The sequence below is a fragment of the Micromonospora sp. NBRC 110037 genome, from assembly GCF_001652995.1.
GTDB classification, from domain to species: domain Bacteria; phylum Actinomycetota; class Actinomycetes; order Mycobacteriales; family Micromonosporaceae; genus Micromonospora; species Micromonospora chalcea.
In genome coordinates, this window is the sequence record NZ_BBVA01000007.1 from 299,967 (window position 1) to 314,369 (window position 14,403).

A 14,403-nucleotide genomic window follows, 5' to 3' on the forward strand; every position below is an offset into this window, starting at 1 on the left:
CAGCAGGTCACCGCCCCTTCCTCACGCGATCGTTCTACAGGACGCCCAGGTCGCGTGCCGACTGGCTGCGACTCCGCATGGCGACGGTACGGGCGGAACGGGTTGCCTCAGTGCTCGTGGTGGTGCGACCGGCCTGAGGCCGGCGCATTCGGGCCCTGGACAACGCTTCGTGGAGTAGTTGCATCTCGAATCCGTTCGGCAGGTTCAGCATCAGAATTTCTCTCTCAGGTCGGCCGGTGGAGGGACACCGGCATCGGTCGGTCTTGGAACGTAGGTGTGTCAGGCTGCCAGCCGGACGGCGCTACGCGACTCGGACAGCCCGCTGGCCGCCAGTCGCGCCTCCGCCTCGACCCGGAGCTGCGCGTCGCGGGCGAGGTCCTCCTTGCGCGGACGGCCACGGGGCCGCTTGCGCGGAACGACCGCGCCACGCTCGAAGATCTCGCCGCCCCAGACGCCCCAGGGCTCGGCTCGCTCGACCGCCCCGGCCAGGCACTCGACGCGCAGCGGGCAGTCCCCGCAGAGCGACTTGGCCAGCTCGAGCTCGGCGGGCGAGTCGGAGAACCACAGGTCGGGGTCGAACTTCCGGCAGGGCAGGTTCGCCTCCACGTCGACGCTCACGTCGAGGGGGGCCAACGCCAGACTCATCCTCCGGTCACCTCTCTCTCACTTCGATCTCGTGGATCGCATTCCGACGTACTTCGGCGGGACAAAAAACTGAGGCCGCGGATCCCGGTGTGCGGGTTCCGCGGCCTCGAGGTGAGCCGGCGTCTGATGGATCAGACCGGTCTACCTCGAGGTGGAACGCCGCGGACATCCGTGCGCTTCTTGGCGCCATCGATGCCCTTGCCCGCGAAGCCACTGGTCCCCTCGACTCCGGCGATCGGCGCAACGGTCAGGTTCAGCTCGGCCTGAACCTGGACCTGGTGCACCTGCGGAGCCGACGGTCGAGCGGCGAGGGCCACCCGGACAGCCGACAGCGGAGCGACGGCAGACGGCATCGCCGCGAGACGCTCATAGTTGAAGATCTTCACTGGTGCCACCTCCCTACTCTCCTCGTGCCGACCGTGGACTCATCCCCGTTGAGCAGCCAGAACAGCGCCGCTCGCGAGGTGTGTCATGAGGCTATTCCTCGCCCTCGGGCGAGGGCAAACGATTTACGGCTAGTTTTCAGAAGTTTTCTGTGAGCAGACCTCGTCCACCGTGGCGCCCGCCACCAGGGCGAGGACCGTATCACCGTAAAGCCCGACTTTTCGGGGCCCGATCCCGGCGATCGCCACCAGTTCCTCGGTCCGACCGGGCTTCCGTTCGGCCAGCGCGGTGAGCGTGGCGTCGGTGAAGACCACGTACGCCGGCACCTTCTGCGCTCCCGCGACCCGCTGCCGCCAATCGCGCAGCCGCTCGTACAGCTCCTCGTCGATGTCAGACGGGCAGGTCGGGCAGCGGCCCAGTTTGCGGTCCGCGCCGGCGAGCAGCGTCGCGCCGCAGATCCGGCACGAGACCACCTGCGGCCGGCGCCGCTCGGCCCGCCGCGCCGGTCCGCCGCCGCCGGCCCGCTCGCCGCCGCCGGAGCGGTCGAGCTGCGGCAGGAAGCGCGACGGCCGCCGGGCCCGCCCACCCGGCGAGCGCGCCGTGGCGTACGACAGCCAGAGCCACTCCCGGGCCCGGGTGATCCCGACGTAGAGCAGCCGCCGTTCCTCCTCGACCTGCTCCATGGTCTTCGCGTACGTGGTGGGCAGCGTGCCCTCGGCCAGCCCGACCAGGAACACCGCGTCCCACTCCAGCCCCTTCGCCGAGTGCAGCGACGCGAGCGTGACCCCCTCGACGGTGGGCACGTGCTGCTGGGCGGCCCGCCGGGCCAGTTCCTCGGTGAACCCGGTCAGCCCCGGCTCCGCCTCGGCGTCGGCGGCGTACTCCTCGGCGAGCTGGACCAGCGCGGCGAGCGCCTCCCACCGCTCGCGCGCGGCGCCGCCGGGCGGGGGCGCGTCGGGCGCCCAGCCGACCGCCGAGAGCCCTTCGACCACGGCGGCCGGCAGCGGCGTGTCGACGGACGCCGACCGGGTGGCGGCGCGCAGCGCGATCATCGCCTGGCGCACCTCGGGCCGTTCGAAGAACCGCTCCGCGCCCTGGAGCACGTACGGCACGCCGGCCTCGGAAAGCGCCTTCTCGTACGCCTCGGACTGCGCGTTGGTGCGGAACAGCACAGCGATCTCCCGCGCCGGGGTGCCGCCCGCGACCAGCGCCCGGCAGCGGGCGGCGACCGCGTTCGCCTCGGCCGGCTCGTCGGTGAAGATCCGCAGTTCCGGCTCCGGACCGGGCTGGCGCTGGCCGTGCAGCTCCAGCCGCAGCCGCGCCTCGGTGCCCCGCGCCTGGGAGATCACCGCGTTGGCCAGCCCGACCACCTGCGGGGTGGAGCGGTAGTCGCGGACCAGCCGGACCACTGTCGCGCCCCGGTGCAGCCGGGGGAAGTCGACCAGGTACGACGAGGTCGCGCCGGTGAACGAGTAGATCGTCTGGCTGGCGTCGCCGACCACTGTCAGGTCGTCCCGGCCACCCAGCCACGCCTCCAGCAGCCGCTGCTGGAGCGGGTTGACGTCCTGGTACTCGTCGACCACGAAGTGCCGGTACTGATTGCGCACCTGCTCGGCGACGTCCGGATGCTCCTCGATGCCCCAGACCGCGGCGCGCAGCATGTCCTCGAAGTCGATCACCCCGTTGCCGCGCTTGAGCCGCTCGTACGCGTCGAACACGTCGGCCACCCGGGCCGGCTCGTACGGCGTCTCGCGCAGTGCCTTGGCCGCGGCGACGACGTATTCCCCGGGCTCGACCAGCGACGACTTGGCCCATTCGATCTCGGCGGCGAGGTCGCGCGCGGCGGCCCGGTCGGCGCGCAGCCCGACCTTGGCGGCGGCGAGCGTGACCACCCGCACCTTGCTGTCCAGCAGCTCCGGCATGGCCCGCCCGGCCAGCAGCCGGGGCGCGAAGTAGCGGACCTGCCGCAGCGCCGCCGCGTGGAACGTGCGCGCCTGCACCCCCTGCACGCCGAGCACGGTGAGGCGGCTGCGCATCTCGGCCGCGGCGCGGGCGGTGAACGTGACCGCCAGCACGTGCCGGCCGGCGATGTCGCCGGTCAGCGCCCGGTACGCGATCCGCGACGTCACCGCCCGCGTTTTGCCGGTGCCGGCGCCGGCCAGGATGCAGACCGGCCCGGCCGGGGCGGTCACCGCGGACCGCTGCTCCGGATCCAGCCCGGCCAGCACCCGTTCCGCACCTGAGTGAACGCCCACAGCAGGGAATCATCCCAGCATCGTGTGACGTTGCAGCGGTTAGCCTGGCCTGATCGGACCGGGCGCGAGCCACCCCTTGGAGGACCAGACCATGCTGACGATGTATTCCACCCCGTGGTGCGGCTACTGCCACCGGCTGAAGTCGCAGCTCGACCGGGAGGGCATCGCGTACGAGGTGGTCGACATCGAGCAGGACCCCGCGGCCGCGGACTTCGTGATGAGCGTCAACGGCGGCAACCAGACCGTCCCGACGCTGCGCTTCGCCGACGGCAGCGCCCTGACCAACCCCTCGATCAACCAGGTCAAGCAGCACCTTGCCGCGCTGCCCGGCTGATCTCCCGCGACACTGCGAGCGGCCGTACCCGACCCGGGGTACGGCCGCTCGCCGTCGTTCAGGAGCCGCCCCGACTGAGCACGCCGTCGTCGGCCGGCTTCCGGGGCCCCGGGATCCGCACCGGCCCGGCGACCGGCGCGCTCAGCCCGCGGCCCCGCCACAGGTAGAGACCGGCCGCCGTGGTGACCGCCCCGACCACTGCGAACAGCAGCCGGTAGTCGAACACCCCGACGAGCAGCGCGCCGGTGCCGATGGAGAGCGCCTGCGGACCGCTGACCAGGGCCTCCGACGCCGCGGTGACCCGGCCGAGCAGCCGCGGCGGCGTCCGCCGCTGGATCAGCGTGTTCAACCCCACCATGGTCAGCGGCAGCGACAGGCCGGCCAGCAGCAGCGCCACCACCCCGAGCCACAACCGGGGGTACGCGAGCGCCAGCGCGGCCGGTCCGAAGAACGTCACCCCGGCGGCCAGCGCCCCGACTTCGCCGTACCGGCGGACCACGGCGGCCGAGAACAGGCCGCCGACCAGGCCGCCGACGCCCTGCACCATGACCAGCACGCCGACGAACGCGGCCTCGCGGCGCAGACCCAGGTCGACGTACGCGAAGATCAGCGACTCGGTGAAGCCCATCACCAGCGAGCCGAGCCCGTACCCGAGCAGCGCCCGGCGCAGCGCCGGCTCGCCGGTCAGGTGGCGCAGCCCGGCGCTCAGCTCGGACGGCCCGCGGCGGCCGGACCGGGACGGTTCCCGCTCCTGCGCCCGCAGCCGGCCGACCACCGCCGCGGCCACCAGGAATCCGGTCATGGCCAGGACGGCGAGCAGCCAGCCGCCGACGGCGGCGTAGACGCCCGCGCCGGCGAGCGGCCCGATCAGCCGCAGGCCCTGCCGGACCGTTTGCAGCAGTCCGTTCGCGTCGGCCAGCGACTCGGCCGGAACCAGATGCCGGATCAGTCCGTTGAGCACGGCGGCGAGGGTGATGTACGACAGTCCGTAGAACGCCGCGACCACGTAGATCACCCAGACGTCGGAGCGGTCCCGGACCGTGAGCAGCGGACTGAGCAGCGCCGCGGCGACCAGGTTGGCGGCGATGAAGAAGGGTTTCCGGCGGTAGCGGTCGACCACCCAGCCGACGAGCGGGGCGAGGGCCATCGGTGCGATGACCGCGAAGATGGTCGCCCCCGCCATGCTGTCCGACCCGGTCAGATCCTTGACCCAGACGGCCAGGGCGAGCAGCAGCACCGACTCCGCCGCCATGCTCGCCACCACTGCGGCGAAGAGGAGACGGAAGTCGGGGCGGCGCAGGACGGTGCGCATCGGGTTGCCTCCGGCAGGGGTGCGCCACCAGGGGCGCGTCGGGGGTGGGCGCTGGTGAAGACACCCTCCACAGTCCTCTTTTTGTCTCGTGACACGCCCGTGCCGGAACCTCCGACGCCGGTCGCGACGTCCATACTGACCGTGGGGGGCGAATTTCATACAGTTACCGTCGCGTCCTGCGACGGTCGACGGGAAAGAGGACGCCGTGCCTCCTGCCGTACCAGGCCCGATTCTGCGCCGCCGTCGACTCGGCATCGAGCTGCGCCGGCTCCGCGAACAGGCCGGTCTGACCGGTGACCAGGTCATCGAGCGGATCGGCTGGGCCTCCGCATCCAAGTTGTCCCGCCTGGAGAACGGCCGCAGCCGGCCCGACCCGGACGACGTGGACGTGCTGTTGACGCTCTACGGCGCCGACGAGGAGCAGCGCGCGGAGCTGACCGGCATCACCCACGAGGCCGGCGACATGCGCGGCTGGCTGCGCAACTTCCCGGTGATGACCCAGCAGCAGCGCGCCTTCGCCGAGCTGGAGGCCGGCTGCGCGGAGATCTCCGAGTACAACCCGGTGCTGGTCCCGGGGCTGCTGCAGACGCCGGGGTACGCCCGGCACCGGATCATGTCGGCCGCGCAGGTCGCCGCCCAGGCCGGCGACCAGGAGCACGAGGACCCGGAGACCGAGGTACGCGCGCGGCAGGCCCGCCAGTCGTTGCTGACCCGCTCCCCCGACGTGCCCCGGTACACGGCCGTGCTGGAGGAGGCCGCCCTCGGCCGGCGGGCCGGCCCGCCGGAGGTGCTGCACGACCAGCTCGTCCACCTGTGCGAGATGGCCCTGCTCCCGAACGTGACGTTGCTGCTGCTGTTGCGGGACACCCGGGTCGGCGACTGGTACCTTCCGCCGACCGCGTTCTCGGTCTACCGGTTCGCCGATCCGCTCGATCCGGAGACATTGGCCATCGAAGGTGGGTTCACCGACGTCATGTCGACCGAGGTGAACACCCTAAATCGCTATAAAGTGGTGTTCGAGTGGCTATGCTCGTCGGCACTCTCCGCATCGGACACCCTCTCCTGGTTGATCGAGGCGACAGGACGGCTGACCGGCACGGCAGTCGAGTCCACGGCGGTGTACGGGCCGGCAACGGCGCCGACCCAGCGCCGCCGGGACTCGGGGCGCCTCACCACGGAGCGGTGATCCGGTAGGGACACCGTCCGCGCTCCGGCGTCGCTCGGTCCCATCGGAGCACCTCACCAGGAGCAAGCACCATGAACGAGATCCGTACCAGCACGACCGCCCTCTCGGGGCAGCTCGTGGGCGCCGCCTGGCGCAAGAGCACCCGCAGCCAGACCTCCAACTGCGTGGAGGTCGCGCCGCTCGGCACCGGGCCGGCGACCATGGCGCTGCGGGACAGCAAGGACCCGAGCGGGCCGGTCCTGCTGTTCGACCGGGCCGGCTGGCTCGGCTTCCTCGCCGGAGCGAAGAACGGTCAGTTCGATCTGGACTGATCCGGCGAACGTTCGGGGCCGTCGGCGTCACGCCGGCGGCCCCTCGCGTGTCCGGCCCCGACAACGGTGCTGACCTGGCATCCCCCGATCGGTCGAGGTGGCGCGTTCCACTTGTCGGGAGGACACATCGGCGTAACATGACGCGGGAGTGACGTGGAAGTTCCAGCGGGTAACCGTCCACTCTCCGGGGGACACCATGCGGTTCCTGATCGTCCGCACCGAGATCCGTACCGCCGCCGACGCCGACATCGCCGCCGCCTGGGCCGGTGGGGGCCGCCTGCGGGACGAGACGAGCACGCCGGAACCCCGCCGCCAGGTCGTCCACGCCGAGGACCGGGACGCCGCGCTCCTGCTCGCCCGAGCGCTGTCCGCCGTCGGGGCGGTACGCGCCGGCCGGCACCGGGTCAAGGTGCTGCCCATCGAGGAGCCCGCACCGGGGCAGCCGTACCGCTGGCACGGTGGATGACCGGACGCTGACGTCCGTCGTGGCCGGACCGGCTTCCCCCGCCGATCATCGCCTCACCCGGCCACGACGGCCCGTGTTCCCGGCCCGCGACCGTCGCGGCAACGACGGTCCGGGCCGGGACCGTGCCCGCCCGGCCCTGTGCCCGCCAGCCGAAACGCCCCAACCCGACGGGCGGGCGGGCGGAACCAGGGCGGGTCAGCAGTGGCCGTCGAGCCAGCGGTGCACCAGGAACAGCGCGATCGACGACGGCGGCGGCAGGATCAGCCGGTCTCCCCCGCCCACCGGCACCGGCTCGCCGGCCAGCGCGGCCCCGATCTCCCGGCGGGTGAACCAGCGCGCGTGCGCGATCTCGGCCAGGTCGACCCGGATCGGCGCGTCGGCGTCGGCGCGGGCCAGGAAGCCGAGCATCAGCGAGCCGGGGAACGGCCAGGACTGGCTGCCCACGTACGCGATCTCCTCGACCGGGACGCCTACCTCCTCGCGGACCTCGCGGAGCACGGCGGCCTCGGCCGACTCGCCGGGCTCGACGTATCCGGCCAGGCAGGAGTAGCGGCGCTGTCCCGGGGTGCGCGGCCAGGCCGCGTTGTTGCCGAGCAGGCAGCGGCCGTCCGCGCCGTCCATGCCGTCGTGCACCAGCACGATCATGGCCGGGTCGGTACGCGGCCAGACCCGGTCGCCGCCCGGGTCGATCCGTGACCAGCCGGCCTCGTCGGCCTGCGTCGCCTTCCCGGTCGTGGACGAGTAGCCGTGCCGCAGGTGCCAGTTGAGCAGCGCCAGCGCGGTGGTGAACAGGCCCGCGTCCCGGTCGGTCATCAGGTGGCCGACCTCGCGCAGGTGCGCCGGGCGGGTCTCCGGCAGCGCCGGCAGCGGCCCGTCGACCGCGAAGACCGGCACGCCGTCCGGCTCGACGCCGAGGAACATCGGCACCGACCGGGGCACCTCGGGCAGGTCGCCGGGGCCGACCAGGACCAGTTCGGGTGGGCTCGCCACGCCCCGGACCAGGGCACGCCCCTCGGCGGCGGAGTCGAGCACCAGCACCCGCGCCCGCTCCCACGCCTCGGCCAGCCAGGCCGGGTCGGTACGCCGGTGGGCGGCCCGGTCGAGCGTGGACCGGGCCAGCGGCGGCGCGGGCTCGCCGCTCATGCGGATTCCGTACGCACCGGTGTCAGCGCGGCGAGCGAGTCGGCCACCCGTTCGGCGTCGCCGAGCACGACGGTGACCGCGCGGGCCGGCGCCAGGTAGCGGGCGGCCACCTCGGCCACGTCGTCCACAGTCGCGGCGGCGAGCCGGGCTGCGTGCTCGGCGAGGAAGTCCAGCCGCAGCCCGTTGCCGGCGTACGCGCTGGTCAGCGACGCGAGCCCGGCCTGGGTCGACATGCCGAGCTGGAGCGTGCCGAGCGCGTACTGGCGGGCCTGCTCCAGCTCGTCGGCCTTCGGCGGCACCGTGGCGAGTCGGCCCAGCTCGTAGTTCGTCTCCACCAGCGCCGCCGCTGTCACCTCGGTGGCCACCTCGGCGCCGGCGATGAGCACCGAACCGGCCACCGAGTGCTCGACGAGCGAGTGCGGCCCGTACGTGTAGCCCTTGTCCTCGCGGATGTTCTCCACCCAGCGGGAGGAGAAGTAGCCGCCGAAGATGAGGTTCGCCAGTTGCAGCGCGGCGTGGTCCGGGTGGGTACGGGGCACCGCGGGCAGCGCGAGGCGTACCGAGGACTGCACCGAGCCGGGCCGGTCGACGAGCAGCAGCGGCCCGGGTTCCAGCGGCGGCGCGGGCGGCAGTTCGGCGACGTGGCCGTCGCCGCGCCAGCCGGCGAGCGCCTGCTCGGCCGCGTCCAGCGCCCGCTCCGGCGCCACGTCGCCGACGAGCACGAGCACCGCACCGGCCGGGTGCACCCGCTCGGCGTGCAGCCGGCGCAACGCGGCCGGGCGGACCGCCCGGACCTGGTCCGGGTCGGGCGTCTGCACGGCGTACGGGTGGCGGCCGTACACCCGCTTGAGCAGGGCGGTCCGGGCCAGGTGCGAGGGCTGGCTCTGGGCGACCTGGATGCGGTCGACCAGCCGGTCCCGTTCGGTCTCCACCCAGTCGGCCGGGTAGTTGGCGCCGGTGAGCACCTCGGCGAGCAGTTCCAGCATCCGGTCCAGGCCGGTGACCAGGCCCGCGCCGGAGAGCATCAACCGGTCCGGGTCGAGCCCGGCGGTCAGTCCGCCGCCGACCTTCTGCAGCTCGGCCGCGATCTCGGTGGCGCTGTGCGCCTGCGTGCCGGCGAGCATGGTCTGCGCCAGCATCGCGCCGCGGGCCAGGTGCGTGCGCCCGAACGGCATCCACAGTCGCAGCTCGACCAGCGGTACGGCGGAGCGGCGTACCGCGATCACGGTGAGGCCGTTGCGCAGCGTGCGCTCGGCCTGCTTGGGCACCTTGAGACGGCGGTTCGGGCGCAGCGCCGGAAGCGGCCGGACGGCGGTGGCGGTGGTCGTACTCGTGCTCATCGGGCTCCTCCGGCGACGACCTCGACGGACGCGCGGCGCTCGGGCCGCAGGGTGGCGGCGGCGGCGCGGACCTGGTCCTCGGTCACCGCGCCAACCAGCCGGGGCAGCTCGTTGAGCAGGCCCGGCTCGCCGCGCTGCTGTTCCAGCACGGCCATCCGCAGCGCCCGGCCGAGCACCGCGTCGGTGTCGCGCAGCAGGTGGGTGGCCATCCGGGCCTGGGTGCGCGCCAGCTCTCCGTCGGTCAGCCCGTCGGTCGCCAGCCGGTCCAGTTCCTCGTCGATGGTGCGCAGCACCTTGTCCACGTCGCCGCCGGGCGGCAGGTGCGCCTGGAGCAGCAGCGCGGTGGGGTCGCGCACGTCGAACGGGTCGCCCATGAAACCGACGTACCCGCCGAGGCTGGTGACCGACCGGTCGCGCTGCACCAGCCGCTCGACCAGCCGGGACGCGTCGCCGTCGGTGAGCACCTCGGCCAGCACCACGTAGGGCAGGTAGCCGGCGAAGTCGTCGACCGGGTCGGGCACGCGCCACGCGCCGGCCACCGCCGGCAGCGGCGCCAGCGCGTCGGTGTACGTGCTGCGCCGCTCGGTGGTCAGGTCGGGCTCGGCGAAGTCGGGCCGCTGCGGGGCGGGACGGGCCGGGACGTCGCCGAAGTGCCGTTCGATGAGCGTGGTCGCCTCGGCCACGTCGATGTCGCCGCTGACCGCCAGTACGGCGTTGCCGCTGGCGTAGTAGCGGCGGAAGAAGTCGGCGGCGTCGGCCACTGTCGCCGACTCCAGGTCGTCGAAGGAGCCGTAGCCGTCGTGCGCGTTGGGGAAGGTGTCGAACATGACCGGGGGCAACGTGAGCCAGGGGAACCCGCCGTACGGCCGGTTCAGCACGTTGACCCGGATCTCCTCCTTGACCACGTCGACCTGGTTGCGCAGGTTCTCCTCGGTCAGCCGGGGGCCGCGCATCCGGTCGGCCTCCAGGAACAGCGCGCGTTCCAGGGCGTTGGCGGGCAGCGTCTCGAAGTAGTCGGTGTAGTCCAGGTGGGTGGAGCCGTTGAACGTCCCGCCGGCGCCCTGGACGTGCCGGAAGTGGGCCAGCTTCTCCAGGTTCTCCGACCCCTGGAACATCAGGTGCTCGAAGAGGTGGGCGAAGCCGGTGCGTCCCTCCGGCTCGGAGCGGATGCCGACGTCGTAGACCACAGCCACCCCGATGACCGGGGCGCTGCGGTCCGGCGTGAGCACCACACGCAGGCCGTTGTCGAGGGTGAACCGTTCGGCCGGGTACTTCGTCGCTGGGATCTTCGCTCTCCGCGTGGACACGAGATCGACATTAGCGCTTCCGTACCGGCTCTATCGCCGGTGTGCCCTGGCCGAACGGTGGACTGTTGCGGGACGGGTCTTGACGCCGACGGCCACTTGCCCCACTCTTCCTACCAACTAAATAGGAATACTGCGGATTGGACATTCGATGAGAGGGCTTCCCCTGCGCCGCCTGGTCACCCTGGCGACCCTGGCCGCGGTCGGCGCGGCCACGCTCGGCACCACCGCCGCCTGCGGCGAGGACAGCGACGCCGCCGGCGGGTCCGGCCCGGTCACGCTGCGCCTGGGCTACTTCCCCAACATCACGCACGCCCCGGCCGTGGTCGGCGTGGAGAAGGGGATCTTCAAGGAGAAACTCGGCAGCGACGTCGAGCTGGACACCAAGACCTTCAACGCCGGCCCGGCCGCCATCGAGGCGGTCTTCTCCGGCGCGCTCGACGCCACGTACATCGGCCCGAACCCGACGGTGAACGCCTTCTCCAAGTCCAAGGGCGAGGCGGTCCGGGTCATCTCCGGCGCGGCGTCCGGCGGCGTCGCGCTCGTGGTCAAGCCCGGCATCACCTCGGTGGAGCAGCTGCGCGGCAAGAAGATCGCCACTCCGCAGCTCGGCAACACCCAGGACGTGGCGCTGCGCTTCTGGCTCAAGGAGAAGGGCCTGGAGACCACCAAGGAGGGCGGCGGCGACGTCAAGATCGTGCCGCAGGAGAACGCGCAGACGATCGAGACGTTCGGCAGCGGCGCCATCGACGGCGCATGGGTGCCCGAGCCGTTCGTCTCCCGGCTGGTCAACGCCGGCGGCAAGGTGCTCGTCGACGAGCGTGACCTCTGGCCGGACAAGAAGTTCGTCATCACCAACCTGCTGGTCAGCACCAAGTTCCTCAAGGCACACCCGGACGTGGTGAAGAAGCTGGTCGAGGGCCAGGTCGCGGCGAACGAGTTCGTCAACACCAAGCCGGACGAGGCGCAGCAGGCCATCTCCGACCACATCGGCAAGATCACCGGCAAGCCGCTGGACCTCAAGCTGATCAAGCAGGCCTGGCCGACGCTGGAGTTCACAAACGACCCGATCCCGGCCTCACTGAAGACCGGCTTGGACCACGCCGTCGCGGTCGGGCTGACCCAGCCGGTCGACCTGAACGGCCTGTACGACCTCAAGTACCTCAACGAGGTCCTCAAGGCGCAGGGCAAGGCCGAGGTCAGCCAGCCGTGACGTCGACGACCACGACCCCGCGCAGCGCGACCGGCTCGGTCGCGCTGCGCGGCGTCACAAAGGTGTACGGCCAGGGCGACCAGGCCGTCCTGGCGCTGGACGGACTGTCGCTGGACATCGCGCCCGGCGAGTTCGTCTGCATGGTCGGCGCGTCCGGCTGCGGCAAGAGCACGCTGCTCAACCTGGTCGCCGGCCTGGACCGGGCCAGCGGCGGCACCATCGAGCTGGGCGAGGGGGTCAACCCGGGGCTCATGTTCCAGGAGCCGGCGCTCTTCCCATGGCTCACCGTCGAGGGCAACGTCGAGGTGCCGCTGAAGCTGCGCGGTCTCCCCCGCGACCAGCGCAAGGAGCGGGTGGCCGAGCTGCTGCGCACGGTCCACCTGTCGGAGTTCGGCCGCAAGCGCCCGCACCAGCTCTCCGGCGGCATGCGGCAGCGCGTCGCGCTGGCCCGCACGCTCGCGCTGGAGACGCCGGTGCTGCTGATGGACGAGCCGTTCGGCGCGCTGGACGCGATGACCCGCGACATCCTGCACGACGAGCTGGAGCGGATCTGGACCGAGCGCAAGCTCACCGTCCTGTTCGTCACGCACAACGTCCGCGAGGCGGCCCGGCTCGCCGACCGCATCGTGCTGCTCTCCAGCCGGCCCGGCCGGATCATCTACTCCACCGAGGTCGCCGTGCCGCGCCCCCGGCGGATCGACTCGCCGGAGGTCTCGGCCATCGCCGCCGAGGTCACCGACCGGCTGCGCAAGGAGGTGGGCCGGCATGGCCAGTGACACCCTGTCCGCGTCGGCGCGGGCCGACGCGGAGATCTCCGGGCTCGACGCGCTGGAGATCGCCGGCCGGGAGAAGGGCCCGTCCCGGGTACGCCGCCTGTGGTCGGCCACCTGGCCCAAGCTCGCCGCGCTCGCGCTCGCGGTGGCGATCTGGCAGGCGGTGGTCTGGTCCGGGTGGAAGGAGCCGTGGGCGCTGCCCGGCCCGGCCGTGGTCTTCGGCGACCTCGGGGAGTACCTGCTCAGCTCGGCGCTCTGGGAGGGCCTCGCCACCACGGCCCGGCGGGCGGCGGTCGGGTTCGCCGCCGCGGTCGCGGTCGGCCTGCTGCTCGGCCTCGGCGTGGCCCGGGTCAAGGTGCTCCGGGCCGCGCTCGGCTCGATGATCACCGCGTTGCAGACCATGCCGTCGATCGCCTGGTTCCCGCTGGCCATCCTGCTGTTCCAGCTCAGCGAGCAGGCGATCTTCTTCGTGGTGGTGCTCGGCGCCGCGCCGTCGGTCGCCAACGGCGTCATCCACGGCGTGGACTACGTGCCGCCGCTGCTGGTCCGCGCCGGCCGCAACCTCGGCGCCCGGGGGCTCAACCTCTACCGGTACGTGATCGCGCCGGCCGCGCTGCCAGCCATCGTGGCCGGGCTCAAGCAGGGCTGGGCGTTCGCCTGGCGCAGCCTGATGGCCGGTGAGCTGCTGGTGGTCATCGCCACCCGCACCTCGATCGGCGCACAGCTGACGTACGCGCGTGAACTGAGCGAGGCGCCCCGGCTGATGGCCATCATGATCGTCATCCTGGTGGTGGGCCTGCTCGTGGACACCGCGTTCGGTGCCGCCGACAAGGCGATCCGCCGCCGCTGGGGCGTGCTGGACCAGGCCGGCAACTGACGTCGTGTACATCTCCGCGCGCGCCGACTACGCGCTCCGGGCCATGCTCGCCGTCGCCGACGCCGCCGGTACCCCCGGCGACGCGGTGACCGGCGGCGGCGAGCTGGTCAAGGCGGCGAGCCTGGCCGAGAGCCAGGACATCCCGCTCAGCTTCCTCCAGGGGATCCTGCTCGACCTGCGGCGGGCCGGGCTGCTGCACAGCCATCGCGGCACCGAGGGCGGGTACGCGCTGACCCGCCCGCCGGACGAGATCAGCGTGGGCGACGTGCTCCGCGCGGTGGGTGGCGCGATCACCAGCGTCCGGGGCATCCCCGCCGACCGGGCCGGATACCACGGCGTGGCCACCGGCCTGCGGGACGTGTGGCTGGCGGTGGACGGCGCGATCGCCCTGGTCGTGGACCGGACCACGCTCGCCGACCTGCTGAGCGACCGGGCGACGGCACCCTGACGCGCGTCCGGTCACAGGGCGACGGCGCGCGGCGTCGCGGACCCGGCCGGTTGTCGGCCACAGAGGGCATGACTCCTGGCCGATATGACTCTCGGGCATATTTATACCTGAGAGTCATATCGCTTTCCGGGCATCATCCGCCCGGCGCGGCTACTGAGCGTGCGGGGCGCTCATCCCGGGCGTGAAGCTGCGGGCGGCGCCGCGATCCGGCGAGCCGCCGTCGGAGGGCCGCCAGGGCGCGAACGCGGCCACCGCGGCGAGCGCCAGGCCGGCCCCCGCCACCGCGAGCACCAGCAGCACTTCCCGTGCACCACCCGATCCGGCTTCCCCCGCCATGAACCGCTCCCTCCGCGTCCGGCCGACCCCCCGACCGGTCCCCCGCCCGACAGCATCGCCGCCACGGCGAGGCCGG

The 14,403-nt window shown here is 72.7% G+C and carries 16 protein-coding genes; 8 read left to right on the forward strand and 8 right to left on the reverse strand.

Annotation, left to right across the window (positions count from 1 at the left end; translation table 11 throughout):
* Positions 1–279: 279 nt before the first annotated feature.
* The 3 genes from A4R25_RS21820 to A4R25_RS21825 form a co-directional block, all read right to left on the reverse strand.
* Entirely contained in the window at positions 280–645 is a 366-nt protein-coding gene (locus A4R25_RS21820; RefSeq protein WP_030503670.1) for a WhiB family transcriptional regulator, read from the reverse strand.
* A 131-nt stretch (positions 646–776) separates the two neighbouring features.
* On the reverse strand, positions 777–1,031 hold the full coding sequence (locus A4R25_RS30755; protein ID WP_082931090.1) for a hypothetical protein: 255 nt from the start codon (positions 1,029–1,031) through the stop codon (positions 777–779).
* Positions 1,032–1,160: 129 nt separating this feature from the next.
* Entirely contained in the window at positions 1,161–3,284 is a 2,124-nt protein-coding gene (locus tag A4R25_RS21825; RefSeq protein ID WP_064447900.1) for an ATP-dependent DNA helicase UvrD2, read from the reverse strand.
* 91 nt (positions 3,285–3,375) lie between these two features.
* Between A4R25_RS21825 and A4R25_RS21830 the strand changes: the two genes are divergently transcribed.
* On the forward strand, positions 3,376–3,618 hold the full coding sequence (locus tag A4R25_RS21830; protein ID WP_043328458.1) for a mycoredoxin: 243 nt from the start codon (positions 3,376–3,378) through the stop codon (positions 3,616–3,618).
* Between the two features lie 58 nt (positions 3,619–3,676).
* Here the strand turns inward: A4R25_RS21830 and A4R25_RS21835 are convergent, their stop codons facing one another.
* Positions 3,677–4,930, reverse strand: a complete 1,254-nt coding sequence (locus A4R25_RS21835; RefSeq protein ID WP_043328456.1) for an MFS transporter — start codon at positions 4,928–4,930, stop codon at positions 3,677–3,679.
* 205 nt (positions 4,931–5,135) lie between these two features.
* Between A4R25_RS21835 and A4R25_RS21840 the strand changes: the two genes are divergently transcribed.
* The 3 genes from A4R25_RS21840 to A4R25_RS21850 all read left to right on the forward strand — a co-directional run bounded on the left by A4R25_RS21840 (position 5,136) and on the right by A4R25_RS21850 (position 6,893).
* The gene (locus A4R25_RS21840) at positions 5,136–6,116 is read left to right on the forward strand and encodes a helix-turn-helix transcriptional regulator (protein ID WP_030503665.1); all 981 of its coding nucleotides are present in this window, start codon (positions 5,136–5,138) and stop codon (positions 6,114–6,116) included.
* 71 nt (positions 6,117–6,187) lie between these two features.
* On the forward strand, positions 6,188–6,427 hold the full coding sequence (locus A4R25_RS21845; protein ID WP_064447901.1) for a DUF397 domain-containing protein: 240 nt from the start codon (positions 6,188–6,190) through the stop codon (positions 6,425–6,427).
* A 196-nt stretch (positions 6,428–6,623) separates the two neighbouring features.
* Positions 6,624–6,893, forward strand: a complete 270-nt coding sequence (locus A4R25_RS21850) for a hypothetical protein (RefSeq protein WP_064447902.1) — start codon at positions 6,624–6,626, stop codon at positions 6,891–6,893.
* Positions 6,894–7,088: 195 nt separating this feature from the next.
* Here the strand turns inward: A4R25_RS21850 and nudC are convergent, their stop codons facing one another.
* Genes nudC through A4R25_RS21865 form a run of 3 tightly spaced genes read right to left on the reverse strand, consistent with a single transcriptional unit; the run spans position 7,089 to position 10,683 of the window.
* Positions 7,089–8,036: an NAD(+) diphosphatase gene (gene nudC / locus A4R25_RS21855; protein WP_064447903.1), complete on the reverse strand. Its 948-nt coding sequence runs from the start codon at positions 8,034–8,036 to the stop codon at positions 7,089–7,091.
* Complete coding sequence (locus tag A4R25_RS21860) at positions 8,033–9,376, reverse strand: pitrilysin family protein (RefSeq protein ID WP_043328450.1); 1,344 nt, start codon at positions 9,374–9,376, stop codon at positions 8,033–8,035. Before A4R25_RS21860 ends, nudC begins: the two co-directional genes overlap by 4 nt.
* A complete protein-coding gene (locus tag A4R25_RS21865; RefSeq protein WP_064447904.1) occupies positions 9,373–10,683 on the reverse strand; it encodes a pitrilysin family protein in 1,311 nt (436 codons plus the stop codon). The genes A4R25_RS21860 and A4R25_RS21865 overlap by 4 nt, the downstream gene beginning before the upstream one ends.
* A gap of 148 nt (positions 10,684–10,831) precedes the next feature.
* Between A4R25_RS21865 and A4R25_RS21870 the strand changes: the two genes are divergently transcribed.
* Genes A4R25_RS21870 through A4R25_RS21885 form a run of 4 tightly spaced genes read left to right on the forward strand, consistent with a single transcriptional unit; the run spans position 10,832 to position 13,991 of the window.
* A complete protein-coding gene (locus tag A4R25_RS21870; protein WP_064447905.1) occupies positions 10,832–11,893 on the forward strand; it encodes an ABC transporter substrate-binding protein in 1,062 nt (353 codons plus the stop codon).
* Positions 11,890–12,669, forward strand: a complete 780-nt coding sequence (locus A4R25_RS21875; protein ID WP_030503658.1) for an ABC transporter ATP-binding protein — start codon at positions 11,890–11,892, stop codon at positions 12,667–12,669. The genes A4R25_RS21870 and A4R25_RS21875 overlap by 4 nt, the downstream gene beginning before the upstream one ends.
* Positions 12,659–13,543 carry an ABC transporter permease gene (locus tag A4R25_RS21880; RefSeq protein ID WP_030503657.1) on the forward strand — a complete coding sequence of 295 codons (885 nt, stop codon included), beginning with the start codon at positions 12,659–12,661 and terminating at the stop codon, positions 13,541–13,543. The genes A4R25_RS21875 and A4R25_RS21880 overlap by 11 nt, the downstream gene beginning before the upstream one ends.
* 4 nt (positions 13,544–13,547) lie before the next feature.
* Complete coding sequence (locus A4R25_RS21885; RefSeq protein WP_043328446.1) at positions 13,548–13,991, forward strand: Rrf2 family transcriptional regulator; 444 nt, start codon at positions 13,548–13,550, stop codon at positions 13,989–13,991.
* Positions 13,992–14,141: 150 nt separating this feature from the next.
* Here A4R25_RS21885 and A4R25_RS21890 read toward each other — a convergent pair whose 3' ends face one another.
* Positions 14,142–14,327: a hypothetical protein gene (locus A4R25_RS21890; protein WP_064447906.1), complete on the reverse strand. Its 186-nt coding sequence runs from the start codon at positions 14,325–14,327 to the stop codon at positions 14,142–14,144.
* Between the last annotated feature and the right edge of the window lie 76 nt (positions 14,328–14,403).

Excerpts from the sequence above, each read along its gene's own strand:
- A4R25_RS21870 (WP_064447905.1), top strand. The coding sequence starts at position 10,832 with ATGAGAGGGCTTCCCCTGCGCCGCCTGGTCACCCTGGCGACCCTGGCC.
- A4R25_RS21880 (WP_030503657.1), top strand. The coding sequence starts at position 12,659 with ATGGCCAGTGACACCCTGTCCGCGTCGGCGCGGGCCGACGCGGAGATC.
- A4R25_RS21820 (WP_030503670.1), bottom strand. The coding sequence starts at position 645 with ATGAGTCTGGCGTTGGCCCCCCTCGACGTGAGCGTCGACGTGGAGGCG.
- nudC (WP_064447903.1), bottom strand. The coding sequence starts at position 8,036 with ATGAGCGGCGAGCCCGCGCCGCCGCTGGCCCGGTCCACGCTCGACCGG.
- A4R25_RS21890 (WP_064447906.1), bottom strand. The coding sequence starts at position 14,327 with ATGGCGGGGGAAGCCGGATCGGGTGGTGCACGGGAAGTGCTGCTGGTG.
- A4R25_RS21860 (WP_043328450.1), bottom strand. The coding sequence starts at position 9,376 with ATGAGCACGAGTACGACCACCGCCACCGCCGTCCGGCCGCTTCCGGCG.
- A4R25_RS21845 (WP_064447901.1), top strand. The coding sequence starts at position 6,188 with ATGAACGAGATCCGTACCAGCACGACCGCCCTCTCGGGGCAGCTCGTG.
- A4R25_RS21835 (WP_043328456.1), bottom strand. The coding sequence starts at position 4,930 with ATGCGCACCGTCCTGCGCCGCCCCGACTTCCGTCTCCTCTTCGCCGCA.
- A4R25_RS21830 (WP_043328458.1), top strand. The coding sequence starts at position 3,376 with ATGCTGACGATGTATTCCACCCCGTGGTGCGGCTACTGCCACCGGCTG.
- A4R25_RS21850 (WP_064447902.1), top strand. The coding sequence starts at position 6,624 with ATGCGGTTCCTGATCGTCCGCACCGAGATCCGTACCGCCGCCGACGCC.